The 25,953-nt window shown below is 43.1% G+C and carries 25 protein-coding genes, 1 tRNA gene and 1 other RNA gene; 17 read left to right on the forward strand and 10 right to left on the reverse strand.

What is annotated here, in order from left to right:
* A complete protein-coding gene (locus JUE95_RS05110; RefSeq protein WP_203649685.1) occupies positions 1-2,103 on the forward strand; it encodes a cation:proton antiporter in 2,103 nt (700 codons plus the stop codon).
* Between the two features lie 255 nt (positions 2,104-2,358).
* Here JUE95_RS05110 and JUE95_RS05115 read toward each other — a convergent pair whose 3' ends face one another.
* Positions 2,359-3,075, reverse strand: coding sequence for a DUF1361 domain-containing protein (locus JUE95_RS05115; protein ID WP_203649687.1), 717 nt, complete (start codon positions 3,073-3,075; stop codon positions 2,359-2,361).
* A gap of 198 nt (positions 3,076-3,273) precedes the next feature.
* Here JUE95_RS05115 and cdaA point away from each other — a divergent pair, with 198 nt between their 5' ends.
* The 4 genes from cdaA to glmS all read left to right on the forward strand — a co-directional run bounded on the left by cdaA (position 3,274) and on the right by glmS (position 8,507).
* Positions 3,274-4,128, forward strand: coding sequence for a diadenylate cyclase CdaA (cdaA, locus tag JUE95_RS05120; protein ID WP_203649688.1), 855 nt, complete (start codon positions 3,274-3,276; stop codon positions 4,126-4,128).
* Positions 4,125-5,096 carry a CdaR family protein gene (locus tag JUE95_RS05125; RefSeq protein WP_203649690.1) on the forward strand — a complete coding sequence of 324 codons (972 nt, stop codon included), beginning with the start codon at positions 4,125-4,127 and terminating at the stop codon, positions 5,094-5,096. The genes cdaA and JUE95_RS05125 overlap by 4 nt, the downstream gene beginning before the upstream one ends.
* Before the next feature lie 26 nt (positions 5,097-5,122).
* Positions 5,123-6,472, forward strand: a complete 1,350-nt coding sequence (glmM, locus tag JUE95_RS05130; RefSeq protein ID WP_203649692.1) for a phosphoglucosamine mutase — start codon at positions 5,123-5,125, stop codon at positions 6,470-6,472.
* A gap of 217 nt (positions 6,473-6,689) precedes the next feature.
* Entirely contained in the window at positions 6,690-8,507 is a 1,818-nt protein-coding gene (gene glmS / locus JUE95_RS05135; protein WP_203649693.1) for a glutamine--fructose-6-phosphate transaminase (isomerizing), read from the forward strand.
* A gap of 60 nt (positions 8,508-8,567) precedes the next feature.
* Here glmS and JUE95_RS05140 read toward each other — a convergent pair whose 3' ends face one another.
* On the reverse strand, positions 8,568-8,864 hold the full coding sequence (locus JUE95_RS05140) for a flavin reductase family protein (protein WP_203649694.1): 297 nt from the start codon (positions 8,862-8,864) through the stop codon (positions 8,568-8,570).
* 175 nt (positions 8,865-9,039) lie between these two features.
* On the opposite strand from JUE95_RS05140, the gene JUE95_RS05145 reads away from it, so the two are divergent.
* The 7 genes from JUE95_RS05145 (at position 9,040) to JUE95_RS05175 (ending at position 14,361) form a co-directional block, all read left to right on the forward strand.
* Complete coding sequence (locus JUE95_RS05145) at positions 9,040-9,186, forward strand: hypothetical protein (protein ID WP_203649695.1); 147 nt, start codon at positions 9,040-9,042, stop codon at positions 9,184-9,186.
* A gap of 102 nt (positions 9,187-9,288) precedes the next feature.
* The gene (locus JUE95_RS05150) at positions 9,289-10,002 is read left to right on the forward strand and encodes a glucosamine-6-phosphate deaminase (RefSeq protein ID WP_203649838.1); all 714 of its coding nucleotides are present in this window, start codon (positions 9,289-9,291) and stop codon (positions 10,000-10,002) included.
* Positions 10,003-10,210: 208 nt separating this feature from the next.
* Entirely contained in the window at positions 10,211-11,341 is a 1,131-nt protein-coding gene (locus JUE95_RS05155) for a glycoside hydrolase family 73 protein (RefSeq protein ID WP_203649696.1), read from the forward strand.
* A 156-nt stretch (positions 11,342-11,497) separates the two neighbouring features.
* Positions 11,498-12,346 (forward strand): glucosaminidase domain-containing protein, encoded by an 849-nt coding sequence (locus tag JUE95_RS05160; RefSeq protein WP_203649697.1) that lies wholly within the window; start codon positions 11,498-11,500, stop codon positions 12,344-12,346.
* 89 nt (positions 12,347-12,435) lie between these two features.
* Complete coding sequence (locus tag JUE95_RS05165) at positions 12,436-13,515, forward strand: ABC transporter ATP-binding protein (protein WP_203649698.1); 1,080 nt, start codon at positions 12,436-12,438, stop codon at positions 13,513-13,515.
* A 399-nt stretch (positions 13,516-13,914) separates the two neighbouring features.
* The gene (locus tag JUE95_RS05170) at positions 13,915-14,223 is read left to right on the forward strand and encodes a hypothetical protein (protein ID WP_203649699.1); all 309 of its coding nucleotides are present in this window, start codon (positions 13,915-13,917) and stop codon (positions 14,221-14,223) included.
* A gap of 66 nt (positions 14,224-14,289) precedes the next feature.
* Positions 14,290-14,361, forward strand: a tRNA-Asn gene (locus JUE95_RS05175).
* A 148-nt stretch (positions 14,362-14,509) separates the two neighbouring features.
* Here the strand turns inward: JUE95_RS05175 and JUE95_RS05180 are convergent.
* Genes JUE95_RS05180 through JUE95_RS05195 form a run of 4 tightly spaced genes read right to left on the reverse strand, consistent with a single transcriptional unit; the run spans position 14,510 to position 20,029 of the window.
* Complete coding sequence (locus JUE95_RS05180; RefSeq protein ID WP_203649701.1) at positions 14,510-15,493, reverse strand: Ppx/GppA family phosphatase; 984 nt, start codon at positions 15,491-15,493, stop codon at positions 14,510-14,512.
* A complete protein-coding gene (locus JUE95_RS05185) occupies positions 15,493-17,664 on the reverse strand; it encodes an RNA degradosome polyphosphate kinase (RefSeq protein WP_203649702.1) in 2,172 nt (723 codons plus the stop codon). Before JUE95_RS05185 ends, JUE95_RS05180 begins: the two co-directional genes overlap by 1 nt.
* Positions 17,661-19,193, reverse strand: a complete 1,533-nt coding sequence (locus JUE95_RS05190) for a Ppx/GppA phosphatase family protein (RefSeq protein ID WP_203649703.1) — start codon at positions 19,191-19,193, stop codon at positions 17,661-17,663. The genes JUE95_RS05185 and JUE95_RS05190 overlap by 4 nt, the downstream gene beginning before the upstream one ends.
* 23 nt (positions 19,194-19,216) lie before the next feature.
* Positions 19,217-20,029, reverse strand: a complete 813-nt coding sequence (locus tag JUE95_RS05195; protein WP_203649839.1) for a LicD family protein — start codon at positions 20,027-20,029, stop codon at positions 19,217-19,219.
* A gap of 219 nt (positions 20,030-20,248) precedes the next feature.
* On the opposite strand from JUE95_RS05195, the gene JUE95_RS05200 reads away from it, so the two are divergent.
* Positions 20,249-20,701, forward strand: a complete 453-nt coding sequence (locus JUE95_RS05200; protein WP_203649704.1) for a MarR family winged helix-turn-helix transcriptional regulator — start codon at positions 20,249-20,251, stop codon at positions 20,699-20,701.
* A 69-nt stretch (positions 20,702-20,770) separates the two neighbouring features.
* Here the strand turns inward: JUE95_RS05200 and JUE95_RS05205 are convergent, their stop codons facing one another.
* Positions 20,771-21,199: an OsmC family protein gene (locus tag JUE95_RS05205; RefSeq protein WP_203649705.1), complete on the reverse strand. Its 429-nt coding sequence runs from the start codon at positions 21,197-21,199 to the stop codon at positions 20,771-20,773.
* A 291-nt stretch (positions 21,200-21,490) separates the two neighbouring features.
* Here JUE95_RS05205 and JUE95_RS05210 point away from each other — a divergent pair, with 291 nt between their 5' ends.
* Both JUE95_RS05210 and JUE95_RS05215 read left to right on the forward strand, forming a co-directional pair.
* Positions 21,491-21,667, forward strand: coding sequence for a hypothetical protein (locus JUE95_RS05210; protein ID WP_203649706.1), 177 nt, complete (start codon positions 21,491-21,493; stop codon positions 21,665-21,667).
* A gap of 160 nt (positions 21,668-21,827) precedes the next feature.
* Positions 21,828-22,100, forward strand: a complete 273-nt coding sequence (locus JUE95_RS05215; RefSeq protein WP_203649707.1) for a LysR family transcriptional regulator — start codon at positions 21,828-21,830, stop codon at positions 22,098-22,100.
* A gap of 72 nt (positions 22,101-22,172) precedes the next feature.
* Here the strand turns inward: JUE95_RS05215 and JUE95_RS05220 are convergent, their stop codons facing one another.
* On the reverse strand, positions 22,173-22,334 hold the full coding sequence (locus JUE95_RS05220; RefSeq protein WP_203649708.1) for a hypothetical protein: 162 nt from the start codon (positions 22,332-22,334) through the stop codon (positions 22,173-22,175).
* Positions 22,335-22,768: 434 nt separating this feature from the next.
* Positions 22,769-23,905: a serine hydrolase gene (locus JUE95_RS05225; protein ID WP_373305667.1), complete on the reverse strand. Its 1,137-nt coding sequence runs from the start codon at positions 23,903-23,905 to the stop codon at positions 22,769-22,771.
* 350 nt (positions 23,906-24,255) lie between these two features.
* Between JUE95_RS05225 and JUE95_RS05230 the strand changes: the two genes are divergently transcribed.
* Both JUE95_RS05230 and ssrA read left to right on the forward strand, forming a co-directional pair.
* Positions 24,256-24,621 (forward strand): hypothetical protein, encoded by a 366-nt coding sequence (locus tag JUE95_RS05230; protein ID WP_203649711.1) that lies wholly within the window; start codon positions 24,256-24,258, stop codon positions 24,619-24,621.
* A gap of 70 nt (positions 24,622-24,691) precedes the next feature.
* Positions 24,692-25,063: a transfer-messenger RNA gene (gene ssrA / locus JUE95_RS05235) on the forward strand.
* Positions 25,064-25,151: 88 nt separating this feature from the next.
* On the opposite strand, the gene JUE95_RS05240 is transcribed toward ssrA, so the two are convergent.
* Complete coding sequence (locus tag JUE95_RS05240; protein WP_203649713.1) at positions 25,152-25,925, reverse strand: Cof-type HAD-IIB family hydrolase; 774 nt, start codon at positions 25,923-25,925, stop codon at positions 25,152-25,154.
* Positions 25,926-25,953 lie beyond the last annotated feature (28 nt).

Here is a 25,953-nt window from a genome sequence, read left to right on the forward strand (position 1 = left end):
TTGCTGATAGTTGAAGCGGTTATTTTATTAGTAGTCATGGTTTTAATCTCTAACGTCATCAGCCACTACCTAACCTTTATTCCGGTTAGTTTAATTCAAATTGCATTAGGGTTAGTAATCGCATTATTTTGGGAAATCAAAATTCCCTTAGATACTGATTGGTTCTTACTGTTGTTTATCGCGCCGCTGCTTTTTAACGATGGACGCCGGTTTCCCAAGCGGGAACTTTGGCAGTTGCGGGGACCAATCTTCGCTAATTCTATTTTATTAGTATTTTTAACCACTATAGTGGGTGGCTACCTTATTTATATGATGATTCCGCGCTTATCGCTGACCGTCAGTTTTGCCTTGGCCGCAATCTTATCACCTACTGATCCGGTGGCTGTTCAGTCAATTTCTAAGCGAGTGAAATTGCCAGACCGCATTTTACACTTAGTTAGCGGTGAGAGTCTAATCAACGATGCTTCGGGACTGATTGCGTTTAAATACGCTGTAGCAGCTACCGTCACGGGTGTTTTTTCGTTTAGCCATGCAGTTGGCGATTTTCTCTACATCAGTGCTGTCGGTTTTTTAACTGGCTTCGTTTTGATGTGGCTAATTGAATTTGCGCGCAACTTTTTAAGACGGCAAGGAATCAACGATGTCGTATTTAATACCGTTTTACAAATTATGACGCCCTTTGTAATTTATGTGATTACGGAGGGCACCCTGCACGCTTCTGGAGTGATTGCGGTGGTCACTGCCGGGGCAGTTTCTCATGCCCAGGAAAACCGGTTAGTGGAAGATTCACCCGAATTAAAGTTGGTCAGCGAAAAGACCTGGGACATTATTGTCTACCTCTTAAACGGTGTCGTGTTTTTGATTTTAGGCGATGAACTGCCGGTTGCCACAACCAAAATTATTCATGACGTTCATTTTAATACGTTTCAGGCTGTAGCATATTCCTTTGGTGCCTGGGCGATTCTGCTGCTGATTCGAGTGATTTGGATCTACTTGTACCAAGGAATCAGTAAACCTCGCCGGCCTAGTTTTCGGGTAGCATTGCTGGCTGGTCTGTCCGGTGTTCGGGGTGCGGTAACCATGGCTGGTGTACTTTCGCTGCCATTAGTTACCGTCTCTGGCCAAGCTTTTCCGCAGCGTTCGTTAGTGTTGTTCGTAGCTGCCGGTGTCATTATTATTAGCCTGGTAGCTGCGGTAATCACTTTACCGCTAGTTGCACCAGATAACCCAGTACCGCTTCAGACCCGGACCAGTTTCAGCGATGAAACGGACGATGATTTTGAGGAGGGTGGCGTGGATGAACAAACAGCGGCAGAACGTCATCTGATGAGTGAAGCTGAGGCGCGGATATACATTATGCGGCTGGCCATTAACGCTATTGAGGAACACCGCCGAATTGAAAACCAGCGGGCAGCCTATGATTTGATCTTAGACTACCAGTTTATCATTCGCCGATTAGAACTGCAGACCCGTGATGATGCCGAACGTCAGCAAGTAATGGATGATGAAATTACGTTACGGCAAGTGGGTCTGAAAGGTGAGCAGTCCGCTTTAGACCGATTATATGCGCATCATCAAATTTCGTCGCAGGCTTATCGCTCTTCTTCAGGAACCGTGAAACGGGCGCTGCGGCGAGTAGGCCATCCTAACAGTCACGCGACTTTAAGAAGCTGGTCGGTTACTTTTCACCACACCGTTCAGTGGATTAAGGCCGTTATTCATCGATCCCAAGATAAGTCATCGGATAATGAATGGCAGCTGATTGACCGTGAAAGCGCAAAGGCGGCCATTAAAGCGCTATCCAAATATTTGAGTAATGATGACGTTAATCCGCAGTCGTTAGATAAACAGGCGATTTATCACCTAGTGGTCTTTTACCGCAATCGAGTTGAACGTGCGCGCAAAGACCAGCGTGTTTCGCGTTCGGCGTATGCCAAGCAGCTCAACCAGTTAAAAGTTGTTGCGCTAGGTGCTGAACGGACGGGTGTTCAATCACTGCTGGAAGCTGGTAATATTACCTGGCAAATGGCAGGTCGACTGCGTCAATACATTAACTACTCAGAAAATGTTTTGATGATGGCAGTCAACGATGAAATGGATTAAATTTATTGAGGGTGTGACACAACTCGCTAGATTCCAGAATATAATACCAAAGAACGCCATTCCGATGGGCTTTATCGGGATGGCGTTCTTTGGTATTATATGGCCGGAATCTGAAGTTGTGGAACAGGCTAAGGCTATATTCAAGTAATGAACTAAAGCAAATTTTAAGATGTGTTTTAGCCAAGAGGTTAGATTAAATCCTTGTCGATATAGACTTATGTCACAATTTCTTCCTTCCTACGTTTTGGCTTAAATTCATTCAGATTTGTGATGCTCATCGGGTTCTTTTTTTACTAGTTTCAAGTTCTTCATTGCTTGTTCATTAGCCATTTGACTGTGATAAGCTAAGTAAACCAGCCAGTAAGCAATCAACTGAATCAGGGTCATTAACCCAACGAAGACGATCATGGTTGGAGTCCACATGTGCAGTAAGCGATCAGTGATCAGTTCTGGTGAAATAAATAGGTAGACCGTGTGGATTCGCATAAACCGGCCGACGTAAATCCCAACTGAAGACAGGAAAGTAAGGAAGAGTACCAACAGTGTCTGCAGCCACGAATTTCCCTTTAAGTAACGTTGAGTGATCGTATTGGCGACGTAGTTCAGACTCCAGAAACCAAGGATGACGCAAAACAGAACGCTGATCAGTAAGTAGGTAAAGTATACCCAAACGTGCAGATTCAACTGTAACAATCCATCTGGACCGTAAGGGTTAAGGAGCGAAAGGTGGAATAAATCCGTCAGCAAGTATGGCGCGTTGGGATAGAACACTAGCCATAAAAGGACAACTAACCAAAATACCAGTCCGCTTTTAGGGCGCTCCTTACTTAGATGAAAACTGATTTCGATGGGTAAATAACCCAAAAAAGTATTTAAAATTAAAAAAGTAAAAGGCTCATGCGCGAACTGCCACAGAAATAACAGCCACAGCACTACGAAAATCCGAATTTGCCAGCGTGCGTGACCCGCCAAGAGATCATCTCCCTGTTCAAAATATCACTATTCAAATAATAACAGATTACTTGAGAAGTCGCATGAATTTTCAGCCGTTTTACCAAAATCTTGAACTTTTGAGTTTACTGGTCATTAGAAATGTGCCGGTGATTCTAAAAAATAGCAGTCAGCGTGCTATAATGTTATCTGAATAGATTTTTGGAGGGAAATTATCAAATGAATCTTGATTGGAGTAGCTTTTTGACGTGGCATAACATCGTAAACCTCCTCGATATTCTCGTTGTCTGGTTTGTTTTTTACGAACTGATTATGCTGCTGCGAGGAACCAAAGCTGTTCAACTTCTACGTGGTATCATCGTAATCGTCTTAGTCAAGATCATTGCGGTTTACGTGGGCTTTGGAACGGTCTCATGGCTAATGGACCAAGTGATTAACTGGGGTGTCATTGCCATGATTATTATTTTCCAACCAGAGATTCGGCGCGGGTTGGAACACCTAGGCCGTGGGTCAGTATTTGTCCGTAATCGGCAGGTGAATGAAGCCGAGAAGCAGATGATTGCCGCTCTGGATAAAGCCATCCAGTACATGTCTAAACGCCGAATCGGTGCTCTAATGACGATTCAGATGGATACTGGGCTGGAAGACTATATCGAAACGGGAATTGAGTTGGATGCTAAGATTACCGGTGAATTGCTGATCAACATTTTTATTCCCAACACACCGCTTCACGATGGTGCTGTAATCATTCGGAATAATAAGGTCGCGGTGGCGGCCGCGTATTTACCGCTGTCTGACAGTAACCTGATTCCTAAAGAATTGGGAACAAGACACCGTGCCGCGGTTGGTATCTCAGAAGTCACTGATGCCTTGACCATTGTTATTTCTGAGGAAACTGGTGAAGTTTCAATTACTAAGAATAACGAACTGCTCCGTAATATGGATCAAAATGATTATTTGAAGTTCTTGAACAATGAATTAATCAAGGATCAGGAGCCTGAACAACCGAAAAATCCGCTGTCTTGGCTGATTGACGAGTTCACCCAGTTCTTTAGGGGAGGTAATCGGCAATGAAAAGAATTTTCAACAGTCGTTGGACTTACCGGTTAATTTCCCTGTTCTTAGCAGTCTGCTTGTTTTTGTATGTCAATAGTTCGAAAAGTACGACGACTCAACAGATGAATACAACTGGGACTAATTCCACTACGTTAACGGCGACTGAACAGAAGACCGTTTCAGTACAGCTGAGATTGAACGTGGATTCTGACAAGTATTTTGTTACTGGCTATCCCGAAAAGGTGAAGGTTCATCTTCGGGGCCCGGCAGCGCTAGTTACCGCTACGGCAAACACTCAAAACTTTCGGGTCTTTGCTAATTTAACGGGCCTCAGAGCTGGTGAACATCGAGTTCAATTGAAACAGGACGGGTTGAACCGCGATATTAACTACCAAATTGCACCGGCTACCATTAAGGTTAATATTCAGCCGCGTCAGACGGTCAGCTTCCCGGTCAGCGTTCAATACGATAAATCACGGATTGCTAAAAACTACGTTGCTGGCAGTCCTAATAGTGATGTGACAAGTGTTAAGGCTACTGGGGCTGAAGGTGAAATCGACCGGATCAGCAGAGTTGTTGCTCAGTTGAATTTAGCTCAAAACACTAAGAAGTCAATTAATAGTGAAGCAGTCATCGAAGCCCTTGATAAGAACGGCCAGACTGTCAACGTAATCCTGACGCCAGCGACTACCCAAGTGAACCTGCCAATTACAGCAAAGGGGCATTCAAAGAAGGTTCCATTGAAATTTAAGGCTAAGAACGCTAACGATGATCAGGAATACAGTTTTCAAAGCAGTACGAAATCCATTGAGGTGTTTGGCTCTGAATCGGATTTAAAGGCCATTTCGGAGTTTGATGCCGACGTAGATGTTAGTGATGTTAAAAATCAAAAAACAAAAATAATTAGTTTGGATTCAGCGGCCAATAAGGTGACAGGAACAGATCCTGGCAGCGTTAAAGTAACGGTGACAACCGAATCTAAATGATAATCTGGAAATGAGGAAAATTAAACATGAAGTATTTTGGAACTGATGGTGTACGTGGTATTGCTAATCAAGAATTAACGCCGGAATTAGCTTTTCGACTTGGCCGTGCAGGCGGTTATGTATTGACGGAACACGCAACTGACCGTGAACAGCCGCAAGTCTTAGTTGCTCGCGATACACGGATCTCTGGTCAGATGTTGGAAGAAGCCATCGTGGCTGGCTTATTATCAGTTGGGATTGAAGTTTTACGTTTAGGTGTTATTACAACGCCTGCCGTAGCTTACCTTGTTCGGACTCAGGGTGCCGATGCCGGTGTGATGCTGACCGCTTCTCACAACCCGGTTGAAGATAACGGTATCAAGTTCTTTGGTGCTGATGGCTATAAGCTTTCCGATGATTTGGAAGATGAAATTGAAAAACTGCTGGAGCAAAAGGACACGTTACCAAGACCGGCTGCTAAAGGTTTAGGTACTGTTGAAGACTACCAAGAAGGCAGTCAAAAGTACATTCAGTTCTTGGAACAGACCATCGATGATGATTTAACCGGCATGCACATCGCGGTTGATTCTGCCAATGGCGCAACCAGCAATTTAGTTTCAAGATTGTACGCTGATTTAGGCGCTGAGTTTGATACAATTGCTACCACGCCAAACGGACTAAACATTAATGATCAGGTTGGTTCAACTCACCCCGAACAATTACAGAAATTTACCGTTGAAAAAGGTGTTTCGATCGGTTTGGCTTTTGATGGAGACGGTGATCGGTGCATTGCCGTTGACGAAGAAGGAAACGTGGTCAATGGTGATAAGATCATGTATATTTGTGGGAAATACATGTCTGAACACGGCCGGCTTAAGAAGGACACCATTGTTACGACTGTGATGAGCAATCTAGGTATGTACAAAGCGATGGAAGCCCATGGAATGACCAGCGTTAAAACCAAAGTTGGTGACCGTTACGTGGTTGAAGAAATGCTGGCTAACGGTTATAACCTTGGTGGCGAACAATCTGGCCACATTGTGTTCTTGGACTTTAACACGACTGGTGACGGTATGCTGACGAGTTTACAGTTGCTTCACATTATGAAGGAAACTGGCAAGAAGCTGTCAGAGTTAGCTGCTGATGTTCAAGATTACCCGCAACAGCTAGTTAACGTTAAAGTTGCTGACAAGAAGGCTGCTTTGAAAAATCCTGCCATTAAAGGGATCATTGATACCGTTGAAAAGGAAATGTCCGGCGATGGACGGGTCCTCGTTCGTCCTAGTGGGACTGAACCGCTATTACGGGTTATGGCAGAAGCCCCAACTCAAGAGGCAGTAGACGGTTATGTCAACCGAATCGTAGAAGTAGTAAAAAGTGAAGTCGGTGTTGAATAGGGTCATGAAATAAAAAAGTGGTTTTCAAACAATAACGTTTGAAAACCGCTTTTTTGGATTTACGATGTAATTTCTCTCATTTTCAATCTATACCATTTTTAACTTAAATGTTGACATCTAATTTAAAAGACTGTAAAGTATACATGTCTATAGATACATTGAATATTATTGAGTCTATACCAATTAAAATATTATGAAAACTAGAGGATGAAATCTTATGTGTGGAATTGTCGGTGTTACAGGTAGTGATAACGCAGTAAAAATCTTACTTGATGGCCTACAAAAGCTTGAATATCGCGGTTACGATTCAGCTGGTATTTATGTAAACGACCAAAACGGTAAGGATTATCTCGTGAAAGAAAAGGGTCGGATCGCTGACTTGCGACGTGAAGTTGGTCCTGATGTTCACGGGTCAACTGGAATTGGTCATACCCGCTGGGCAACTCACGGTGTTGTAAGTGTGGCTAACGCCCACCCACAGGTTTCCCAAGATAACCGGTTCTACTTAGTTCATAATGGTGTGATCGATAACTTCCAGGAACTGAAGAGTGAATATCTCAGTGACGTTCCCTTTACCAGTCAAACGGATACTGAAGTTGTCGTTCAGTTAGTTGATAAGTTAGCTGTTAAAGAAGGTTTGAACGCCCACGATGCCTTTGTTAAGGCACTGAGCCTGCTTAAGGGGTCCTCATACGCCTTTCTGCTGATGGATCGCGAGGATCCAGATACCCTATACGTTGCCAAAAACAAGAGTCCGTTGCTGGTAGGTGTCGGTGACGGCTTCAACGTTGTTTGTTCCGATGCGTTAGCAATGCTGCGTGAGACCCATGACTTCCTAGAATTAATGGATGGTGAAGTTGTGACGATCACCCCCGACAAAGTTAAAATTGAAGATCAAAAGGGTAATCCAGTTGAACGGAAGACCTTCCACGTTGACATGGATGCCAGTGAAACCGATAAGGGGACTTACCCATTTTACATGCTTAAAGAAATTGATGAGCAGCCTAATGTTATGCGTCGTCTGGCTCAAGTTTACCTCTCTGAAACTGGTGAACCAGTTATCAGTGATAAGCTGCTGAGTTCTATGAAGCAAGCAGACCGGATTTACATTGTGGGTGCCGGTACCAGTTACCATGCTGGATTAGTCGGTAAGCGATTATTCGAAAACCTGACTCAGACACCGACGGAAGTTCACATTTCTTCAGAATTCGCATACGAACAGCCGATTTTGTCCAAGAAGCCATTCTTCATCTTCTTGTCACAAAGCGGTGAGACGGCTGACTCCCGTGAAGTGCTGGTTAACGTTAACGCCGGTGGTTACGAAAGTTTAACCATCACTAACGTTCAAAATTCAACTTTATCACGTGAAGCAACCTACACGTTGCTGCTGCATGCCGGCCCAGAAATTGCGGTGGCCTCAACCAAGGCTTACACTGCTCAGATCGCAATTGAAGCCATTTTAGCCAAGGCATTAGGTGAAGCTGATAATCAAATCGTTGCTCAACGTTTTGATGTTCGTCATCAATTAGGTTTAGTAGCTACGGGAATTCAAGCAATCGTCGACGAGAAGAATAAAATCGAAGACATTGCCAAGACTTCCTTCTTGAAAACGCCAAACGCCTTCTACATTGGTCGTGGGATCGACTGGAGCGTTTCTCTTGAAGCCGCATTAAAGCTAAAAGAAATTTCATACGTTCAAGCTGAGGGCTTCGCTTCTGGTGAATTGAAGCACGGAACCATTGCGCTGATTGAAAAGGGGACACCGGTGATCGGTATCATTACCCAAGAAAAGACGGCTGGTCTGACCCGTTCGAACTTGCAGGAAACCATGGCTCGGGGTGCGCACATCCTGACGATTGTTTCCGAAAGCCTGGCTAAACCGGATGATGATATCATTTTGCCAGATGTTGATGAATTAATGTCACCTCTGCTGAGCGTTGTGCCAACCCAGTTGATTGCTTATTACACGAGCCTTAACAAGGGCTTGGACGTTGATAAACCACGTAATCTAGCCAAGAGTGTGACAGTTGAATAAGTCTTAAATTTAAAAATAGCAGTCTCAGTCAGTTAATGATTGAGGCTGTTATTTTTTTAGTCAGCGGGGCCGTTTCATTTCAAATAAACCAGTCAACCTTCCGTACGTTGAACCCGCAAGTCTTGCTAGGGGATCAAGTTGCTTGGTATTGACGTGCAATGTATTGGTATCTAACACGTCATCAGCAAAGTAAAAGTCAGTAACTTCAAGGATGAAAAGATCTGCTATCACTTGATTCTCGTTGCCTGTAACGGGAACGTACTGATACAGCGTCGTTTCAAACCGAACTTTTGGTTCGGCTAAGGCAGGTACAGCGATTGTTTGACTGGGCGTAGTAGTCAGCTGAGTAAGGTCCAATTCGCTTTGATCACTTGGTAAACTAGCGGCGGTTTGGCTACATTATAGCTCATCGGCAAAATAACTGACTATTCGCAGACTTTGTGAAATTAATAATTTCTTGTTTTCAAGCACATGCATAGACGCTGAAAGCGTAGCGTGGTACAATCTCGCAGTAGAGAAAGGGAGATGGATCATGAAATTCACAAAGAAACGCAGTCAAAATAAACAGGCAGCACAAAAGCGCGATGCCACATGGAAAAAATTTAAATCCCAGCAAAATACATTAGCTGCTAATAAGCGCGGCGACCGGCAGCGGGGCGCGCAAAAAGTAAATTATTAAACGGACTTGGTCATTTTTCTTGCATTATTGGTCTAGATGACTTATCATTGGGCTATACCAACAAAAGGAGTGGCGATCATGTCAGAATCTACTAAAGCAAAAATGAATGTGATTATCGTTAAGGATCGTGCAGAAGGCGGCCGGAAGGGCTTTGAAGTCTTTGAAAATGCTTACCAGGATGGTGCTAAAGTATTTGGTTTGGCAACCGGTAGTACACCAGTGACGACCTATGAGGAATTAACTAAGAGTGATCTTGATTTTAGTCAAATGACGTCAGTTAACCTAGACGAATACGTTGGCTTAGCTCCTGATCATCCGCAAAGTTACCATTACTTCATGCAAAAGCATCTGTTTAACCAGAAACCATTTGCACACTCATACGTACCAGATGGTTTGAACAGCGATGCAGCTGCTGAGATGAAGCGTTATGATCAAGTAATTGCTGATAACCCAATTGACCTGCAAATCTTAGGCCTCGGTCAGAACGGTCACATCGGTTTTAATGAACCTGGCACTGATCCAGCACTGGGTACGCATAAGGTTGCTTTGACTGAATCAACAATCAAGGCTAACGCCCGGTTTTTCGATAACGAAGACGAAGTTCCACGCTATGCTTACTCAATGGGGATTGCTTCCATCATGACCAGTAAGCACATCTTATTAGAGGCTTATGGTCCGGAAAAGGCTAATGCTGTTAAGGCAATGATTGAAGGTCCAGTTACGACGGATGTACCAGCTAGCTTCTTACAGCAGCATGATCAAGTAACCATCATCATTGATGAAGCAGCAGCTAGCAAGTTAACTGAAGAATACTAGTTTAAACAAATAAAATCAGCATGAGAGAGAAGAGCGGCGGAACAGTCGGTCTTCTTTTTTTACTTATTTTTGGAGGAAAAAATTTTTTAAAGCGTCTAATCTTTATTAGATTACGTCCCGTCTTCTATAAGGGGATTACCGAGCTTGTTTTCACTTCTTATTCCAATTATAATAAGAATAAATTGTTGTATCTGAGGGGGACGTACACATGCGGAAACAATGGATGGTGGGGCTGCTCACCGTTGGCTTAGTCGTATGCGGCCTATCTGGTGCGGGGCACACCAGAGCTGAAGCAAGCGCAACGACGGACCATTTTATTAGCAGTATGTCATCACCTGTTAAAAAGGTTGCTGACGAATATAAACTGTATCCGTCTGTTATGATGGCACAAGCCGCATTGGAAAGCGGCTGGGGGACGAGTCAGCTTTCGATGGATGCGAATAATTATTTCGGTATTAAAGGGGCATACAATGGTGCTTCCGTGACAATGAGTACTGCGGAATATAACGCTAATGGACAGCTATATTACACCCAGGCAGCGTTTAAAAAGTACCCTGACGCCGCGGCGTCAATGACGGATAATGCGCAGTTATTGCGCAACGGAACGGCGTGGAATCCAAATTATTATTCAGGCACTTGGCGGGAGAACGCCGCGACTTACGAAGCAGCAGCCAATGCATTAACAGGAACATACGCAACTGCACCAAATTATGGCAGTTCTTTGATCAATCTAATTCAGACGTATAAATTCTATTCCCTGGATGGCACAACGGCTCCTGCCACACCGACTGTAACTGCTAAAAAACCAGTAGCTGACACAACGAAGGTTAATTACTTTGTCGGCGCTGATAGCCAAACGGCATCTCTGAGTTCCAGATATAAGGGCTATGCGATTTATAATCACGTTAAGGGCAGTAAATATAAGTCAACTAAGTATAGCTGGTCGCAAATTGGCGGCTGGCAGGGGCGGCCAGTCTGGATTGATGCCCGTGGTTATAAGGTCAGCACAAAGACCAATTGGTACCGGGTTCGGTTCAGTAAACAGACAACGTCTAAGAAGTACTGGGTATACACCAAAGCGTTGAGTTTTCCTAAGACAACGTATTCGGCGTATAAAAAGACGGCTACTTTAACCGGAAGTATCTGCCCAGTCTATGATCACGTTTTTAATTCAGCTTACATTGCTAAGCAGCTGACGACAACGAAAGCGTTGGCGAATCATTCGGTGAAGATCGATAACAAAGCGATTCACGTTCAAAACGGGTTCACTACCACCTGGTACCGAATTCACAGTGGTACCACAAATGGCTGGGTGCCGTCATTAGCAGTAAAAAACTAGTTAAATAAATCATCAAAATGGGCTTGATACCGCTTCTGGTAACGGGCCTTTTTTAAAGTTTAAGGTTTTAATTTATTATCAAATATTAACTTGTGAATTCGTCAGAAACCGGTATAATATTCACGGTTTAGTATTTTAGATGGGAGATTAGTTAAGATGAAGCTCTGGAAGAAACTGACAATTATGCTGGTATCAGCATTCGGGCTTGGTGCAGTGACAATGGGAACTGCGCAAGCCGACACGCATACCGATTTTATTAATCGGATGAGTCAGCCGGTATTAAAAATAAGTCGCCAGAATCATCTTTACGGTTCGGTAATGATGGCTCAGGCAGCACTTGAGAGTAACTGGGGGACTAGTGGGCTATCAACGAGTGCTAATAACTACTTTGGTGTTAAGGGTAATTATGACGGTCATTCAATTACGATGTCGACGGCTGAAGCCAATCCCAGCGGATCGATGTATAATACTTTGGCGCAGTTTAAAGTTTATCCTTCTGCGCAGGCTTCTTTGAACGACTATGCCAAAGTCTTGCGTGGCGGTACGACTTGGAATCCATTTCTATATGAAGGTGCTTGGCGTGAAAATGCCAGTTCTTACATGACGGCAACGAATATTGTTGCTGAGAACTATGCTACTGATAGCAACTACGCTAGCAAGCTGAACAAAATTATTGCGGACTATGATCTGCATGATCGTTTTGATCGTACCTCTGCGAACAGTACGGATGCCGATACCAGTACACGTCTGACGCCTGGTGTGGATTATGCCAATTACGATGGTACGGCAACGGTAAAGCCGGGAACAATCAAGTTTTATAACGGTGTACCAACGTCGACTGATAAAGCTAAGGTTATTCGGACAAAACAATTGGCCAATAAACACGTTAAAGTAATGTCTCGCGGTATTGTCACCAAGGACCAGACGATTTGGTATCAAGTTAAAAGCGGTTCAGTAACCGGTTGGATTCAGATTACCGATATTTTAGGCTTAAAGAACGACTAGTAAACAAGCAAGACACAGGGCATGTTCTCTGATATAATGACGTTCATGGCGTTATAAACCGAAAAAAGACGTTAGGAAGAATTTAAAAAATGGCAACTGATTACAAGATTATGGTGCAAAATGTCACCAAAGAATACGATTTATTTAAGACTCAATCGGAAAAGCTGCGAGCTTTCTTTGCGTTGAATCGAAAACCAGTACCGCATTTTTGGTCGCTTATGGGTGTTTCACTCAAAATTATGCCAGGTGAAACCCTAGGTCTAATTGGGGTTAACGGTTCTGGAAAATCAACGCTGTCGAACATTATTTCTGGCATTATCCCGCAAACAACTGGGATCGTAGATGTTCGCGGTGATACCTCGATCATTGCCATTGGTGCTGGATTACGCGGTAATTTAACTGGTCTTGAGAATATCCGACTGAAAGCTTTAATGCAAGGTTTGACTAATGAAGAGATTGACGGATTAATGGATGACATCGTGAGCTTTGCTGACATTGGTGATTTCTTATACCAACCCGTAAAGAGTTATTCAAGCGGTATGAAATCACGGCTAGGCTTCTCGATTGCGGTGCATGTGAACCCCGATATTTTAATTATCGATGAAGCCTTATCTGTTGGTGACGATACTTTCTACCAAAAGTGCGTGGATAAAATTGCCGAATTTAAAGCAGAGGGCAAAACGATTATTTTTGTTAGCCACTCCTTAAAACAGATTGAGATGCTGTGTGATCGTGTTGCTTGGATTCATTATGGTAACTTAAAAGAAATTGGCGATACGGAAACGATTGTTTCGGACTACCGGCAGTTTGTAAAATGGTTCAAGGGGCTGAGCAAGAAGGAAAAGAAGCAGTTCCAATTGAAGATGAAGGAAGCACAGAAAGCATTTGATATTGATGCTTTTCAAGCTTCCGTGGTAGAGGAACGGCAGAAGCAAAAGCCGAATGAGCAAAACGTCGCAGCCAAAGTTAAAAAGGATTTCTATGGTTCCGTGATCAGTGAAAAGATGTCAGTAAGTAGCCGGATATTAACACTATTAGTTCTGGTATTGCTTTTCTTCACTTGTTGGACGAACCTTTCGGGTCATTCGTTAACGGAAGTGGTTTCAAACCCGTCAGCGTTAGTTCACCCAACAGTTCATATTGATAAAACGGGTAGTTTACACAAATAAATGAGTTTTTAATTAAAAAATGTGAGCAATTCTCATAAAATGTGGTATAGTGTAATTAACCATTTATTTACCCCCTAATTAGTTATTGACGAAAAGGGCTATCTCACATTTAGTGGTTTTATTAGCACCTTGACCGTTCAGTGAAACGGTTAAGGTGCTTTTTATTTCTTAATAAGGCAACGGAAATTAAATTAGTTGGAAAAAGGTTGACAGCGCTTTCATCATGTCCTATAGTATTACTTGTAAGGTATGAATTAATTACCTTCTAATCAATTCTCTTTCTCTCTTATGCCGCCACTATCCTAGATAGTGGCTTTTTTGTGTCCGTATGGAGATTTAAAGCACTAGCGAGTTTATGTTATAATGTGACAGTTAAAAGTGGAGGGAGAGTTATATCTATTGAAGAGTCACGAAACGTTTACACTCATTGAAGAAATTACGCGTCTAGATGGTACCAAGTATATGGAAATTAGTAATATGGTGCAAAATGGTCGTGCTGAGCTGGCAGCTGAACGTGGGTTTATCAAGCAAGTTCGAATCCTGCAGCTCAATATTCCGCATTCTCCACATGTTGAGGCATATGAGAAATACATTAACGAAAACTATGAAATGCCGACTGAGAAAATGGATCATTTCGAGGAGTGGAAGAAGCCAGATAAGATTCAGCACGAAGTCGATATGGTTTTAAAAGAAAATCATATTGGTTAAAATTTGAGGAAAAAACGATTGCACGTCGTGAAATTTTATGGTATAAATAACTCATGACGTTTTTATTGCCCCGTAGTTCAGTGGTAGAATAATTGACTGTTAATCAAGAGGTCGCTGGTTCGAGCCCAGCCGGGGCAGTTAACTTAAAGAGAGTGGATATGTGAACGTATCCTTAATTAAAAATCTGGTAATCAGTTTTATTAACTGGTTACCAGATTTTTTATGTTTCACGTTTAGTTGTTATTTTGAAGTGTCCTGTTTAATAGTTTTACCAATAGAAAAAGCTTTAAGCTTCATCTGTTGTAAAACGATTTAAAGTCATCTCTGCTTTCTCGTGTACGTTTTGTAGCTGCAATTCCTTTAAATGCTCAAACAAAATGCCTTCACGTAAGCCGCTGTTAGAAAATGTGATCCGGTCAGAGTCCAAATAACGCATCAGTAAGGTCAGTGGAATCAATCCCCCGACAATGATATCAGCTCGGTCTTTATTGAGCCCAGGGATGGCTTTTCGGCCTTCTAGGTCCTGACTGACGATGCGAGAGAAAGTATCATCAACAGAATGACGGCTTAATCGATACCCATGAATATCTTCAAAATTGAGGATGTTGTTAAAGCGGCGGTTGATCTTAGCCATTGTCCGGTTACTGCCACCAAGGCCGATAACGGGCAAATTTAGGCCATTACGCAGCCACCAAATACTACTGTAGACATCATTGACAAAACTCATTACTTTAAAGAGGCTAGCGGCTGGAATTTGGTCGGTAGGCAGGTATTCCTGGGTCAAATTGACGCTGCCTAAGGGAATGCTGATCAAATGGCTGATAGCACCGTTTTGAACCAGAACGATTTCTGAGCTTGCACCGCCCGTGTCCAGAATAACCGCGTTAGTGGCTGGTAGGGTTTCACTGACACCCAAGTAGTCGTAATAGGCTTCCATCGTGCCGGGCAAGACATCTAGCTTAATATCTAACTCGGTTTCAACGCGTTTGAGGAACTTTTTTTGGTTGGCCGCTTGGCGGGTGGCTGCCGTGGCGACCGCTTTGAGACGGACGTTATTCATCTTTGAATAGACGTCTTTAAATTCACGCAGAGCAGCCATGGTTCTATCAATGGCTTCGGGCTGCAGAATTTTCTTTTCGCCCATGTTCTCTGATAAACGAACGTATTCCTTCATTTGTTTGACAGTTGAGTAAGCACCATCATCATCGATTTCGGTAATGGTCATTCGGGCTGAGTTTGAGCCCAAGTCAATCACAGCAAAGTTTTCCATTAGTCTGATTCACTCCCATCGTCGTAGTTCAAAGGGTTTGGTCGGTTCTCAGGGCTAAGCATTGGCTGAAATTCCGTGGGGGCGGTCTTAGCTGCGTCAGCTTGATCACGCTGGACGTGTTCGCTGGCAGCTTTGACAAATGCACTCTGTGATTCAAGCGGCACGAGTCCACGGCGATCAATGTGGGTGTAAGATCCATCTGCTCGCAGAACCCGGGTTTTAACATTATCGTTCCACATGGTGTTGTAAATCCGAAGGACGCGGTCAGCTAAATCGGGTTGCAGGATTGGGAACAGCAGCTCGACTCGCCGATTCAAATTTCGGGTCATTAAGTCAGCACTAGAGAGGTAGACACTCTTTTGACCGTCAACGTCGAAACTATAGATTCGGCTGTGTTCCAAGAAACGGCCCACAATTGAATGGACGGTGATATTATCGCTAACACCGGGGATGCCGGTCTTTAAACAGCAAATGCCGCGAATGATCAGCTGAATGTGAACGCCACAGTGCGAAGCTTTGTAGAGATGTTCAATCATTTTCTGATCGGACAGCGAATTCATTTTCATGCGCACGGTGACGTTGGCACCGTTCTTAGCTGCGTCACCAGCCTGTTTCAGTTTATCGTTAATGAAATCACGGATGCCATTAGGGCTAATGTGCAGCTGATGGAAATAGGGCGGTTTCGAATATCCGGATAGCATGTTAAAAATGTTAGTGGCATCGATCCCCATATCGCTATTCACGGTGAACAGGCCCATATCGGTGTAAAAATGCGCGGTTACATCGTTATAGTTACCCGTTCCCATGTGCATGTACCGGCGAATGCCGCCTTGTTCCCGGCGGACTACCAGGGATAACTTGCAGTGAGTCTTGAGACCAATCAGGCCGTAAATAACGTGACAGCCCATTTTTTCAAGCTGCTTGGCCCAGTGAACGTTGTTTTGCTCGTCAAAGCGGGCTTTAACTTCCACCAGTACGGTAACTTGTTTGCCATTTTGAGCAGCCCGTCCCAAGTAACGGATGATCGGTGAATCGCCGGAGACTCGGTACAAGGTCATTTTGATTGCTAAAGTATCGGGATCAGTGGCGGCTTGACGGATAAATTCAACCACCGGATCAAATTTATCATAGGGGTGCTGCATCAGCCAGTCGTGTTCACGGATGGCTGCAAAGATGTCGTGATTATGATCTAACTCCTTTGGCTGATAAGCGGTGAATTTAGCGTATTTTAAATCATCGTGATTAATGATTTGACTCGTTAACTTGCTCAAAAAGGTTAAATCAACTGGCCCGTTAGTTTCGTAAACCGCGAAATCTGGTGTGTCCAATTCTTTGTTTAGCCGTTTCAAAAGCTTTTTACTGATAGTGTTTTCAACTTCTAGTCGGATGACGTTGCCGTGTTCCCGTAACTTCAGCTGTTGCTGAACATCCTTTAGTAAGTCTGAGGTGTCCTCCTCCGCAACGTCAAGATCCATATCACGAATAACACGGAAAACGACACTCTCCTTGACGTTGTAGTTAACAAAAAGCTGACCAACAAAGGCTTTAATAATTTCTTCAATTAAAATGAAGGAATTTTCTTCGCCTGGAAGCCGGACGACCCTTGGAAAGATGTCCGGAATCTGCAGCGTAGCATACAGTCGGCCGCTATCGTCATTAGGGGTCAGCTGAATTGCTAAATTCAGGGTATCGTTAGCAATAAATGGAAATGGCCGGGAACCGTCATCTGCCATTGGTGTCAGTACTGGATAAAGTTCATCGTGGAAGTAAGTCTTGATGAACTGAAATTGTTCAGCAGTCAAATTGGCTGCTTTTTTAATGTGAACGCCGATTTGCTGAACAGCAGGCACTAAGGAACGGTTCAACGTCGTGTACTGTTTGACCAGCATTTCGTGTGCTCGAACATTTACTGCCCGTAACTGTTCTTCAGCGGTTAAACCCGATGCGTCAGGTTTGGGGTAGTTAACGGCGGCTAGCTTTGCTAAGGATGCCACCCGGACCATAAAAAATTCATCCAGGTTGCTTTGGGTGATGCTTAAGAACTTTAATCGTTCAAGGAGCGGATTTCCTTTGTCCCGTGACTCCTCCAATACGCGGTCGTTAAAATCAAGCCAGCTGAGTTCGCGATTATTGAAGTAATCCGGATTACTATAATTCTTTTTATCACTCATTTTGAAGTCACACTCCTTTGTTTTAGTTGAGGTTTCAGGCCAAATGTTTCTTCAAAGAATTGGCTTTTATACGTAAATTCCCAGTTTTCAAAAGATAAGTTGTCGTTGCTGTAAACGGTAATGACCAGTTTGGGTGTTTTGATTGAGATTGAAATGCGGCTGATTTTTTGCTGTCGGTCATCATCGAGGGCATCCGCTAAGCGAAGGATGGCAGCTAGCTTTGCAACTAGGAGCCGTTCACTGGTATCGAGTTTTTGAAAGTGGCTAAGGTCCTCACTAGGTGTCGTTGAACTGTGATAGCGGGCAATAGCAGCAATAATTTGCCGCTCGTGAACTGATAGGCCAATGATGCTAGTATGCTGGATGATGTAATCCGAGTGCAGGTAGTGCTCATGCGCGTTAATATAGGCACCAACATCGTGCAGGATCGAGGCAACTTGCAGTAATAATCGATCACGGGATGTTAGCTGATGAATCGGCTTTAGCTGGTCAAACAGGTGTAACGCAAACTTGGTGACTAGCTCCCGGTGAACGGGTTCAACTTGATAATGATCCGCCATGTTGACGGCGGCAGTGATTGTTTGCTGTGAGAAGTCATACTTGCTGTACCCAGCGCGGACGGCTTCGTTGATTGCCAAACCATCCAGCACGGTGTTATGTGAAAAGTGTAGTGACGTTGCCTGAGTAAGGTGCATGAGCTTACGGACTAATAGGATTTCTGGCAATAAGAGTGGGATCTCTGTTTCGCTGATGCCGTATTCTTCAATTAGAAATTGGTCGGATGCATCCACCACTCGGTCAAAGATCTCTTCGAATTGATCAGCCGTCAGTGTGTGGTGGTTTTGACCGGAGATGGTGAGCTGACTCAAAGGCATTGAACTAAGCAAGATGAGTTCGCTGGGGCCATCAATAGCTTCTTGAGGCAGTTGCCGCTTATAATCTGATAGTTTACTGTCAATATAGTCGCTAAGTACTTCCACTGAGTTAGGAGCGCTTTGACGCAAGCTCTGCAAGTCCTCCGCAATTCTGACAGGACCCATTGAATAATAACTGGAATAGAGAAACGATAGGTGATTAAACTCGGTGATCGTCGTATTTCCAGAATTAATCCCGATTAAGTAAGTTAATTTTGAACTCGTTGGAACCTTCCTTTGACTAAGGTCAACGAGAACGGCCTGATTACGGTAATATGTTTCCTCGCTGATGGACAGCCAGTTAAGTTTAATGCCAGTTTTTAGAAAAATCTGGTCGGCAATGAAATCGGCGTTAATAGCCCTTGAAAGTGCTTCGCTGCCCCAAAGCTGGTAATCATCAATTTGATAATCGTTGAGGATTTGTAAAAAGCCACGCAATGAAGTTGTCATTTGATTGACTAATTCAAATTTGATGGGCTGTTGTCGGTATAGATCATCACCAACTGGCAATTCTTTGTGTACGCGTTCAACTGTTTTGAGTGTTTTTAGGTCAACAATGAGCAGCTCTAAGCCTTGCACCGAGATGATCATTGTACCAAAATAATGGTTTGCCAAGGTGATCGCCTCCAAAATATAATTTAGTAGAATACTTGATTATCCATAATTAACCGGCTGATATGTTTTTCCGTTCGCTGACTTTCGGGCGGTAAGGTCATGTAGTCACCGTACATCCGGGTTAAAATTGCGTCGTAAGCAGTTGGAACATTCACTTGTAGGTATTCGAACGGGACCTTGGTTAAGTTGCTGATTTCAGTTCCTGAAAGAATCTCTCTGTCGTAACTGTACTGAGAAGCCAAATTCTTGTAGAAGTTAGAATGATCAAATTCATACAGTCGCATAACGTTTTCACGCTGCTTTTTTAGTTCAATTAAATCCTCAACTTTCTCGGGTGCGGGATCTGAGCGGTGACGTCTTAGGGGTGTGTCAATCAGACCATAGCCGGCTTTAACGATGATTCGACTATCCAAAAACTTAAAACGGGTGATTTGACTGCGCCTCAAAGACGGATCATCAGGGATTCGGTCGAAGGGGAAAATATCAATAAAGACCCCTTTTCGGGCGTTATTGACGTTGCCCTTTTCTTCGATATAGGTAAATCGATCCAGTAGCTTCATATAACTGAAGCCGTAGCTGTCATCCGAATATGCTGTTTGCAAGAAGTAGTGGTCACCACGTAATTTTTCCGGGGCATACTTCGCAAAAGTTTCATAATCTGCGCGGGTCATCCCAATATCCATGTCATCATCCCAGGGGATAAAGCCCTGGTGACGAATGGCACCCAATAAGGAACCGCCAATTAAAAAGTAGTCAAGGGACAGCTCATCGCAAAGTGAAATGATTTTGGCTAAATTACCTAATTCAACATGGTGAAGCCGTTCAACTAAATCGATATTTTTCACCTCCTTTTTGGATTTCGTTTTAATTTTACACTCTTTTTGAAATGGATGAAACTTAGGTTTGATATTAATTCAAAGTTAGGGGATATTAAGTTAACGTGATTACAGTAATCTGCAGCTGAAAAGGCTAATATTATCATTCGGATATGGTAATTTATTTCGGATGATGATAAGCTACAAATAGGGAATGCTATATAGATTAGGGTGAAAAAAATGAAACGAGCACAATTACTGGATGAATACATTGATGTTTATATGAAGTCACTCAAATATCTGGATTCTTTTGTGTCGGAACCGGCGATGAAGTACAATTTGTCCTTTGAACAGTATTTGATTATGCATGATATTGCCCAGCAAGCTCACGTGACCTTAGCACGGATCGCTGATAAGCGTGGGGTTACGCGCAGTGCGATTTCTCGTCAGATCAAGGTTTTATTGAAGCAGGATTACATTTATCAGCAGCGTGATGAAAAGGATCACCGCAGACAGTTCCTGCATTTGACACCACGCGGCAGCAAGATTGAAGCGATTCTAGCCCAAGCGGCTGAGGACCGGTTTAGCGGTTGGCTCGATATCTTTGGTGAGGATCGGGCGATGGATCTGCTGCAGTTTATTCGTGAGTTTAGTGAAGCTGCTAATTTGGAAAATAAATCGCAGGAGAATTAAGTTTGATTATAAATTAAAAGCACCATTTGAACTGTAAATTTGATTGCGGTCCAGATGATGCTTTATTTTTTACGACTTAAAGCTATCAACGACTTCTACAGTGTAGTTATCGCTGTGACTTAATAATTTAGAAACCGGGCAGCGATGCTCAGCTTGGTGAGCAAAATCAACTGCTTGAGAGTGCGTGATGTGCGGAATATGAATCTGGGCAGTGACTAAAAAATCTAAACCGTCAGTACTCTTAACCATGCTGACGTGCACGTGAACTTCGGCTAAATGAGGCAGACCATTTTCCTTTTCGATCGCTTCTAAAGTTGCTGACATACAGGTACTCAACGATAATCCCAGCAGTTGTTCTGGGTTAGTCCCCGGTGCGTCTTCTAGCGGATGGCTTACAGCTACTGCCAAACCGTTGGGAATGTAGGCAACACCGTTCACGCCATCATTATTGATGGCTTCAGTTTCGTATCGGTGAATGTAATGCTTGATTTTTGCCATAAAGTGACCTTCCTTTAGTCATTATTTTAGAGGTTTAATGTTCAAATCGCAACGTTGTTTGTCTAACTATACCAATTATGATATTTTTAGTTAAAAGAGTTCTAATTTTAATCGATATAGCATTTTTAATTGACTAATCATGCTTTTACAAGTGATGTTTATTTTTGAAAGATTGATTTCATCAAATTAATAATTTATGGTGATATAACTAGACCAATCACGCGGAATGGACTATAATTAAGGTATTGTAGGAGTTAGTTTGTAAGTCCTGAAGCTTTGGAGGTATCACTAATGAGTGTGATAAATTTTTCAGGCCACCCCGTGGTGCAAAAAGCCTTAATTGAACAGTTTGACCGGCAAGGCAAAGCTGTGGATCCTGAGGCAATGGCACGTTTTCGGTCGATGGTACGGACCCATACCGAACTGTTTGGGGAACAGAGCGGTACGCGGGATCAAACGGATATCTAGCAACCTATATGGGATAATTTTAATAAACGGGATGATGTTTAGTCATCCCGTTTATTGTGTGCTACAGGGCAAATAAACTTTAGTTCAGGCCATGCCGGTAGTTGCGGACGGGTAATTAATAGTGGTTTAATAGCAATAAGGTAAAAAAGGAGCGATCAGTTTGTACAAAGTTATGGTAGTCTTACATGATGGCGATGACTATATCCGCATGAACAAGGTTTACTTTGAAACCATGCCGGTTGCTGGCCAATATATCATCCATTCGGATGGCTTGGCATACGTGGTGGAAGAAGTTACCACTTTTGCTGGTTACGTTAGCAGTAAAGGCGCGACCACCATTCTAGTGGTTCACCAAGCCCCGCGAGAAGCTGCTGTCAATAAGCTTTACGGTATTGATATTGAACGGGATCTTGATGATCCGGAGAGCGATTAGAATTTATTAGAATTAAATAACCAGATAGCCCGTCAACAGTGAATTGGTGGGTTATCTGGTTATCATTTTGCCCTAAATCAATTTATTGCTTTGTAAATTGATTGCATAGTGGTGGGCCTGAATGTAGCTGCGTTCTGCAGGACTGAATTGCTGCAAGTCTTTGTTGGTAATTGGACGAAGATGATCGAAATCAAAGTGATACTCCCCAAAATTGTTGATTTGTGTGCGTTCCATTTAAAACACTTCCTTGTATTAAATTGCCATCATTATACACAGCAGGTAATATAAACGCTACAAAAAAGCCCCTTTGATTTAATATTGATACAATGATTTTGCATATCAGGACATTGACTTAGCCGATTACCGGATAAGCTGGCACCGGGTTAAGCGTTTACGGTGATGTTTAAAGGGATTTCGCTAGGCAGGGCTGCTTTGGATTTATTAGGCTGATGAAACTGAGTCATGCCAATTAAAAAGAGCAGAATCGTTAATAACAGGATGAAAAGTTCGACTAGAACCTGTTTCACAATGGCACTCCTTTCCAGCAGAGCATTTTTGAACCATCTTGAAATTATGATAACACTGTTGCGGATGAGTTAGTGAATGACTCTAAATTTAAACAGCCTGGTCATCAACGATGGATGATCAGGCTGTCATTGTATTAAAGGTTAAATCAAGTTCTTTGAGTAAACGTACTGCATCAATGACCGGGTTTCGGTAAATTCATCTTCGTCATGTAAAACAACGGTGATGAGACGATCATGACCAGCTTTTTGTCCAGTACCAACAAAACAGTATCCGGCAAGGTCTGTATAACCAGTCTTTAGGCCATCCACCTTTAAAGACGAATCATAGTACTTACGGCCAGGCAAGAGATTGTTGTAGTTGTAGCAAAGTTGGCCGGCAACCGTTAAGCTGCCGCGGCTGCTGTCAGCTAAAACTGAAGGGTAATCGGTAATCAAATGTTTTGCAATCAAGGCGACGTCTTTTGCTGAGACCATGTTGGCGTTAGCGCCACTAACTGAGTAACCGTAACCGCGAAGGGCGGACTGCTCCATACCGTTAGCAGAAACGTAAGTTGCACGGCCAAGGTTCCACTTCTTAGCCTGGGCATTCATCATTGAAATGAACTTGGTGTTATATGATGGTGTTGAACCGCCAGCAACCCACTGCCCTAGTGCAATGGCGGCGTTATTAGAAGATTCGATTAAAGCTGCTTGATAAAGCTGTTTAACGGTGTAGCTGTTGGCGTTGAACTTGAAGCCGCCATAGACGCTTGAAGCACCCATCCGTTTGAGACCAGAGTACGAAGTATTCACTTTGGAATCCCAAGTAGAACCGGTATTGGCCACTTTCTGTTCAACTAAGTAAAGTGTCATCAACTTAGTTACACTAGCAATCGGCCGTGGCGTATCAGCACTTTTAGAGTATAAAACCTTATCCGTTTTAGCGTTCATTGCTACAGCTGATCGCGCATACTTGAGGTAAACTGGTGCGGTACCCTTATTTAAATAACTGTGCCACACGTAGCCTGACACGGTACCGGCGCCGTTCTTAACTGCGTAATAAATGGCTTTCGTTGAGCCGTGCTTTAAAGTGACTTTCTTGGTTGCGTACCAAGTGGTGTTAGGGTATTTGCTTAAACTAGCCAACTTTTTGGTATGGCTAATATTGTAGACCGCGCCTTTGCTGGAAGCGCGGTGATAGGCTGTTTTCGACATGTTAGAACTGCTAACAACACTGTAACTGGCTGCTGAAGCAGCTGCCGGTTTCAATGACATTAAGCTAAACATGCTTAATAACATAGCGATGGTCATTAACATGACGCGTGTGAAGCGATTAGACGATGTTATCATAATTTTCTTTTCCTCCCTATATCCCTTTACTTTCAAGTTAGCATGATTAACTAAACCTGACAACGGCAATCCCTGAATTGTAACTAAACTGTGCGGTTGCGGTCACTTGATTGTAACGGTGATGACATCAAATTTGAAATTACCGTTAACATTTGATGATGAAGGTTTAAACCTGTGTGTTGACAAATCGTTGGAAACTCATTAGTCTGAGTCATAGGCACCTTAAAGCCCGTCATAAGCTTGACGGGCCTTGATTGGCTTATCAACAAGTTTCTTATATTCAGGTTAGAAGGGATAACATGTCAAAGTTACCAACGTATAATTCACAACAGTGGGCAGAAGCCCGGGACGCTGTGATGCAGGAGTATCAAGACTTCGTGGAGGAGTTGCGAACTCAAGGGGTGGACTACACGATTAAGAATGCCCGTAAGTTGCTGATTTATCAAGATTTGATCGCTGAATGGCAGCACCATTTACCGACCGTTATTTCGGATCTGGAAGAAAATACTTTTGCGCTGTCAGTGTTTGATGAGCTTAAGAAACACAAAAAGTGTACTTTATTAGCACGTGCATATCAGGATATGTCATCGTGGTCGAACTTTAATCCGTTGGCGTTAACGCTTTGGCTAGAATTATCTGAGGACGAGGCCATTACGGAGTTTTAATCACTAAAACTGCAGCCGTTTAGCTTTCTAACTAGGAACTAATATGCTAAACTATAAACTGTAGTTTTATGGGGATGTTAAGGATTCGACAGGTATAGGTCGAATTCGGACTGCGCTTCGTAGTGAGGGTCTACGTAAAAAACCTCACCTAATTTTTAACTGCAAATAACAGTTCAAAATCTCTTGCATTAGCTGCCTAATAAGCGCTAAGTAAGGATCCGCCGAATCTCGCCCATGGGTTTGATACGGGTCTTAAATTAAGTGGGCTTACGCTGTCGGCTCCCATCTGAAGTTTACAGAAGAGATCAATCAGGTTAGCTGTTCATGTTTGGCCCTGACAGGCGGCGAATTGATCAGCGAATTCTAAATAGTCTGAATATAAGCGTAGAGGTCTGGATGGCGATATGCTTGGACGCGGGTTCGACTCCCGCCATCTCCATTGAATAATACCGGCTGAGGCTGGTGATAAAAAATACCATGATTTCCAATTTGTTTGGAATCATGGTATTTTTTTCGATTGCTCATTTATTTTAAAGTAGTTTAAAGTGCTTGAGACCATTTACGATACCGTGATCGATATTAGCAGTTGTTACAAATTCAGCAGCTTCTTTAATGGGTTTCAACCCGTTACCCATGGCAACAGTGTGATCAACGACGTCAAACATCGGCAGGTCGTTGTTGCCATCGCCAAAAGCATAGGTTGGGATTCCTTTAAACTCCGGTCGAGAAAGCAATGTTTGGATGCCGGCTTTCTTTGAAACACCGGGACCGACAACGTCGATACTATACGGTGTCTGTCTGAAGAAGGTTAATTCATCCTTGAAAGTATCGGTGTAATCCTTGTCGTTTTCATCGGTGGCAATGATCAGCATCATGTGAACTGGACAGAGCTGCCAGAAGGTTGGATCAATAATTGGAATCGGACTGTTAATATAGTGGTAGACTTTTTTGACATTATCATTCATCCGGTTGATGCGGTCAGTTTGATTGTTGAGTGTGGCGTAAGCATCATCGTGGTTTCTGATCAAGCCAGTCAGCCGTTTGATAACGTCCCTTGGAATTTCGGTGACGTCTACCGGTTTGCCATTTAAGACAATGAAGGCACCATTAGCAGAAACTAAAGTATCGATTTGAGTTTGCTGAATCACGTTTTTGATTTCAAAAATGTTTCTGCCAGTTGCGATAACTGGTAGAACATCGTTAGCTTTTAACTGCGTTACAGCTTTGATTACTTCAGGGTCTAATTGAGTCTTATCATTGAGTAATGTACCATCTAGGTCAAAAAAGACGATTGCTTTTGTCATGAATCAATTCACCTTTCCTGTTACTTTC

The organism is Secundilactobacillus yichangensis (assembly GCF_016861565.1).
GTDB classification, from domain to species: domain Bacteria; phylum Bacillota; class Bacilli; order Lactobacillales; family Lactobacillaceae; genus Secundilactobacillus; species Secundilactobacillus yichangensis.

Bases quoted from the DNA above. Each gene is read 5' to 3' on its own strand.
- JUE95_RS05230 (WP_203649711.1), top strand. From the start codon at position 24,256: ATGTCAAAGTTACCAACGTATAATTCACAACAGTGGGCAGAAGCCCGG.
- JUE95_RS05205 (WP_203649705.1), bottom strand. From the start codon at position 21,199: ATGGCAAAAATCAAGCATTACATTCACCGATACGAAACTGAAGCCATC.
- JUE95_RS05165 (WP_203649698.1), top strand. From the start codon at position 12,436: ATGGCAACTGATTACAAGATTATGGTGCAAAATGTCACCAAAGAATAC.
- glmS (WP_203649693.1), top strand. From the start codon at position 6,690: ATGTGTGGAATTGTCGGTGTTACAGGTAGTGATAACGCAGTAAAAATC.
- glmM (WP_203649692.1), top strand. From the start codon at position 5,123: ATGAAGTATTTTGGAACTGATGGTGTACGTGGTATTGCTAATCAAGAA.
- cdaA (WP_203649688.1), top strand. From the start codon at position 3,274: ATGAATCTTGATTGGAGTAGCTTTTTGACGTGGCATAACATCGTAAAC.
- JUE95_RS05150 (WP_203649838.1), top strand. From the start codon at position 9,289: ATGAATGTGATTATCGTTAAGGATCGTGCAGAAGGCGGCCGGAAGGGC.
- JUE95_RS05185 (WP_203649702.1), bottom strand. From the start codon at position 17,664: ATGAGTGATAAAAAGAATTATAGTAATCCGGATTACTTCAATAATCGC.
- JUE95_RS05240 (WP_203649713.1), bottom strand. From the start codon at position 25,925: ATGACAAAAGCAATCGTCTTTTTTGACCTAGATGGTACATTACTCAAT.
- JUE95_RS05225 (WP_373305667.1), bottom strand. From the start codon at position 23,905: ATGTTATTAAGCATGTTTAGCTTAATGTCATTGAAACCGGCAGCTGCT.
- JUE95_RS05220 (WP_203649708.1), bottom strand. From the start codon at position 22,334: ATGGAACGCACACAAATCAACAATTTTGGGGAGTATCACTTTGATTTC.
- JUE95_RS05155 (WP_203649696.1), top strand. From the start codon at position 10,211: ATGCGGAAACAATGGATGGTGGGGCTGCTCACCGTTGGCTTAGTCGTA.
- JUE95_RS05210 (WP_203649706.1), top strand. From the start codon at position 21,491: ATGAGTGTGATAAATTTTTCAGGCCACCCCGTGGTGCAAAAAGCCTTA.
- JUE95_RS05145 (WP_203649695.1), top strand. From the start codon at position 9,040: ATGAAATTCACAAAGAAACGCAGTCAAAATAAACAGGCAGCACAAAAG.
- JUE95_RS05200 (WP_203649704.1), top strand. From the start codon at position 20,249: ATGAAACGAGCACAATTACTGGATGAATACATTGATGTTTATATGAAG.
- JUE95_RS05180 (WP_203649701.1), bottom strand. From the start codon at position 15,493: ATGGAAAACTTTGCTGTGATTGACTTGGGCTCAAACTCAGCCCGAATG.
- JUE95_RS05160 (WP_203649697.1), top strand. From the start codon at position 11,498: ATGAAGCTCTGGAAGAAACTGACAATTATGCTGGTATCAGCATTCGGG.
- JUE95_RS05125 (WP_203649690.1), top strand. From the start codon at position 4,125: ATGAAAAGAATTTTCAACAGTCGTTGGACTTACCGGTTAATTTCCCTG.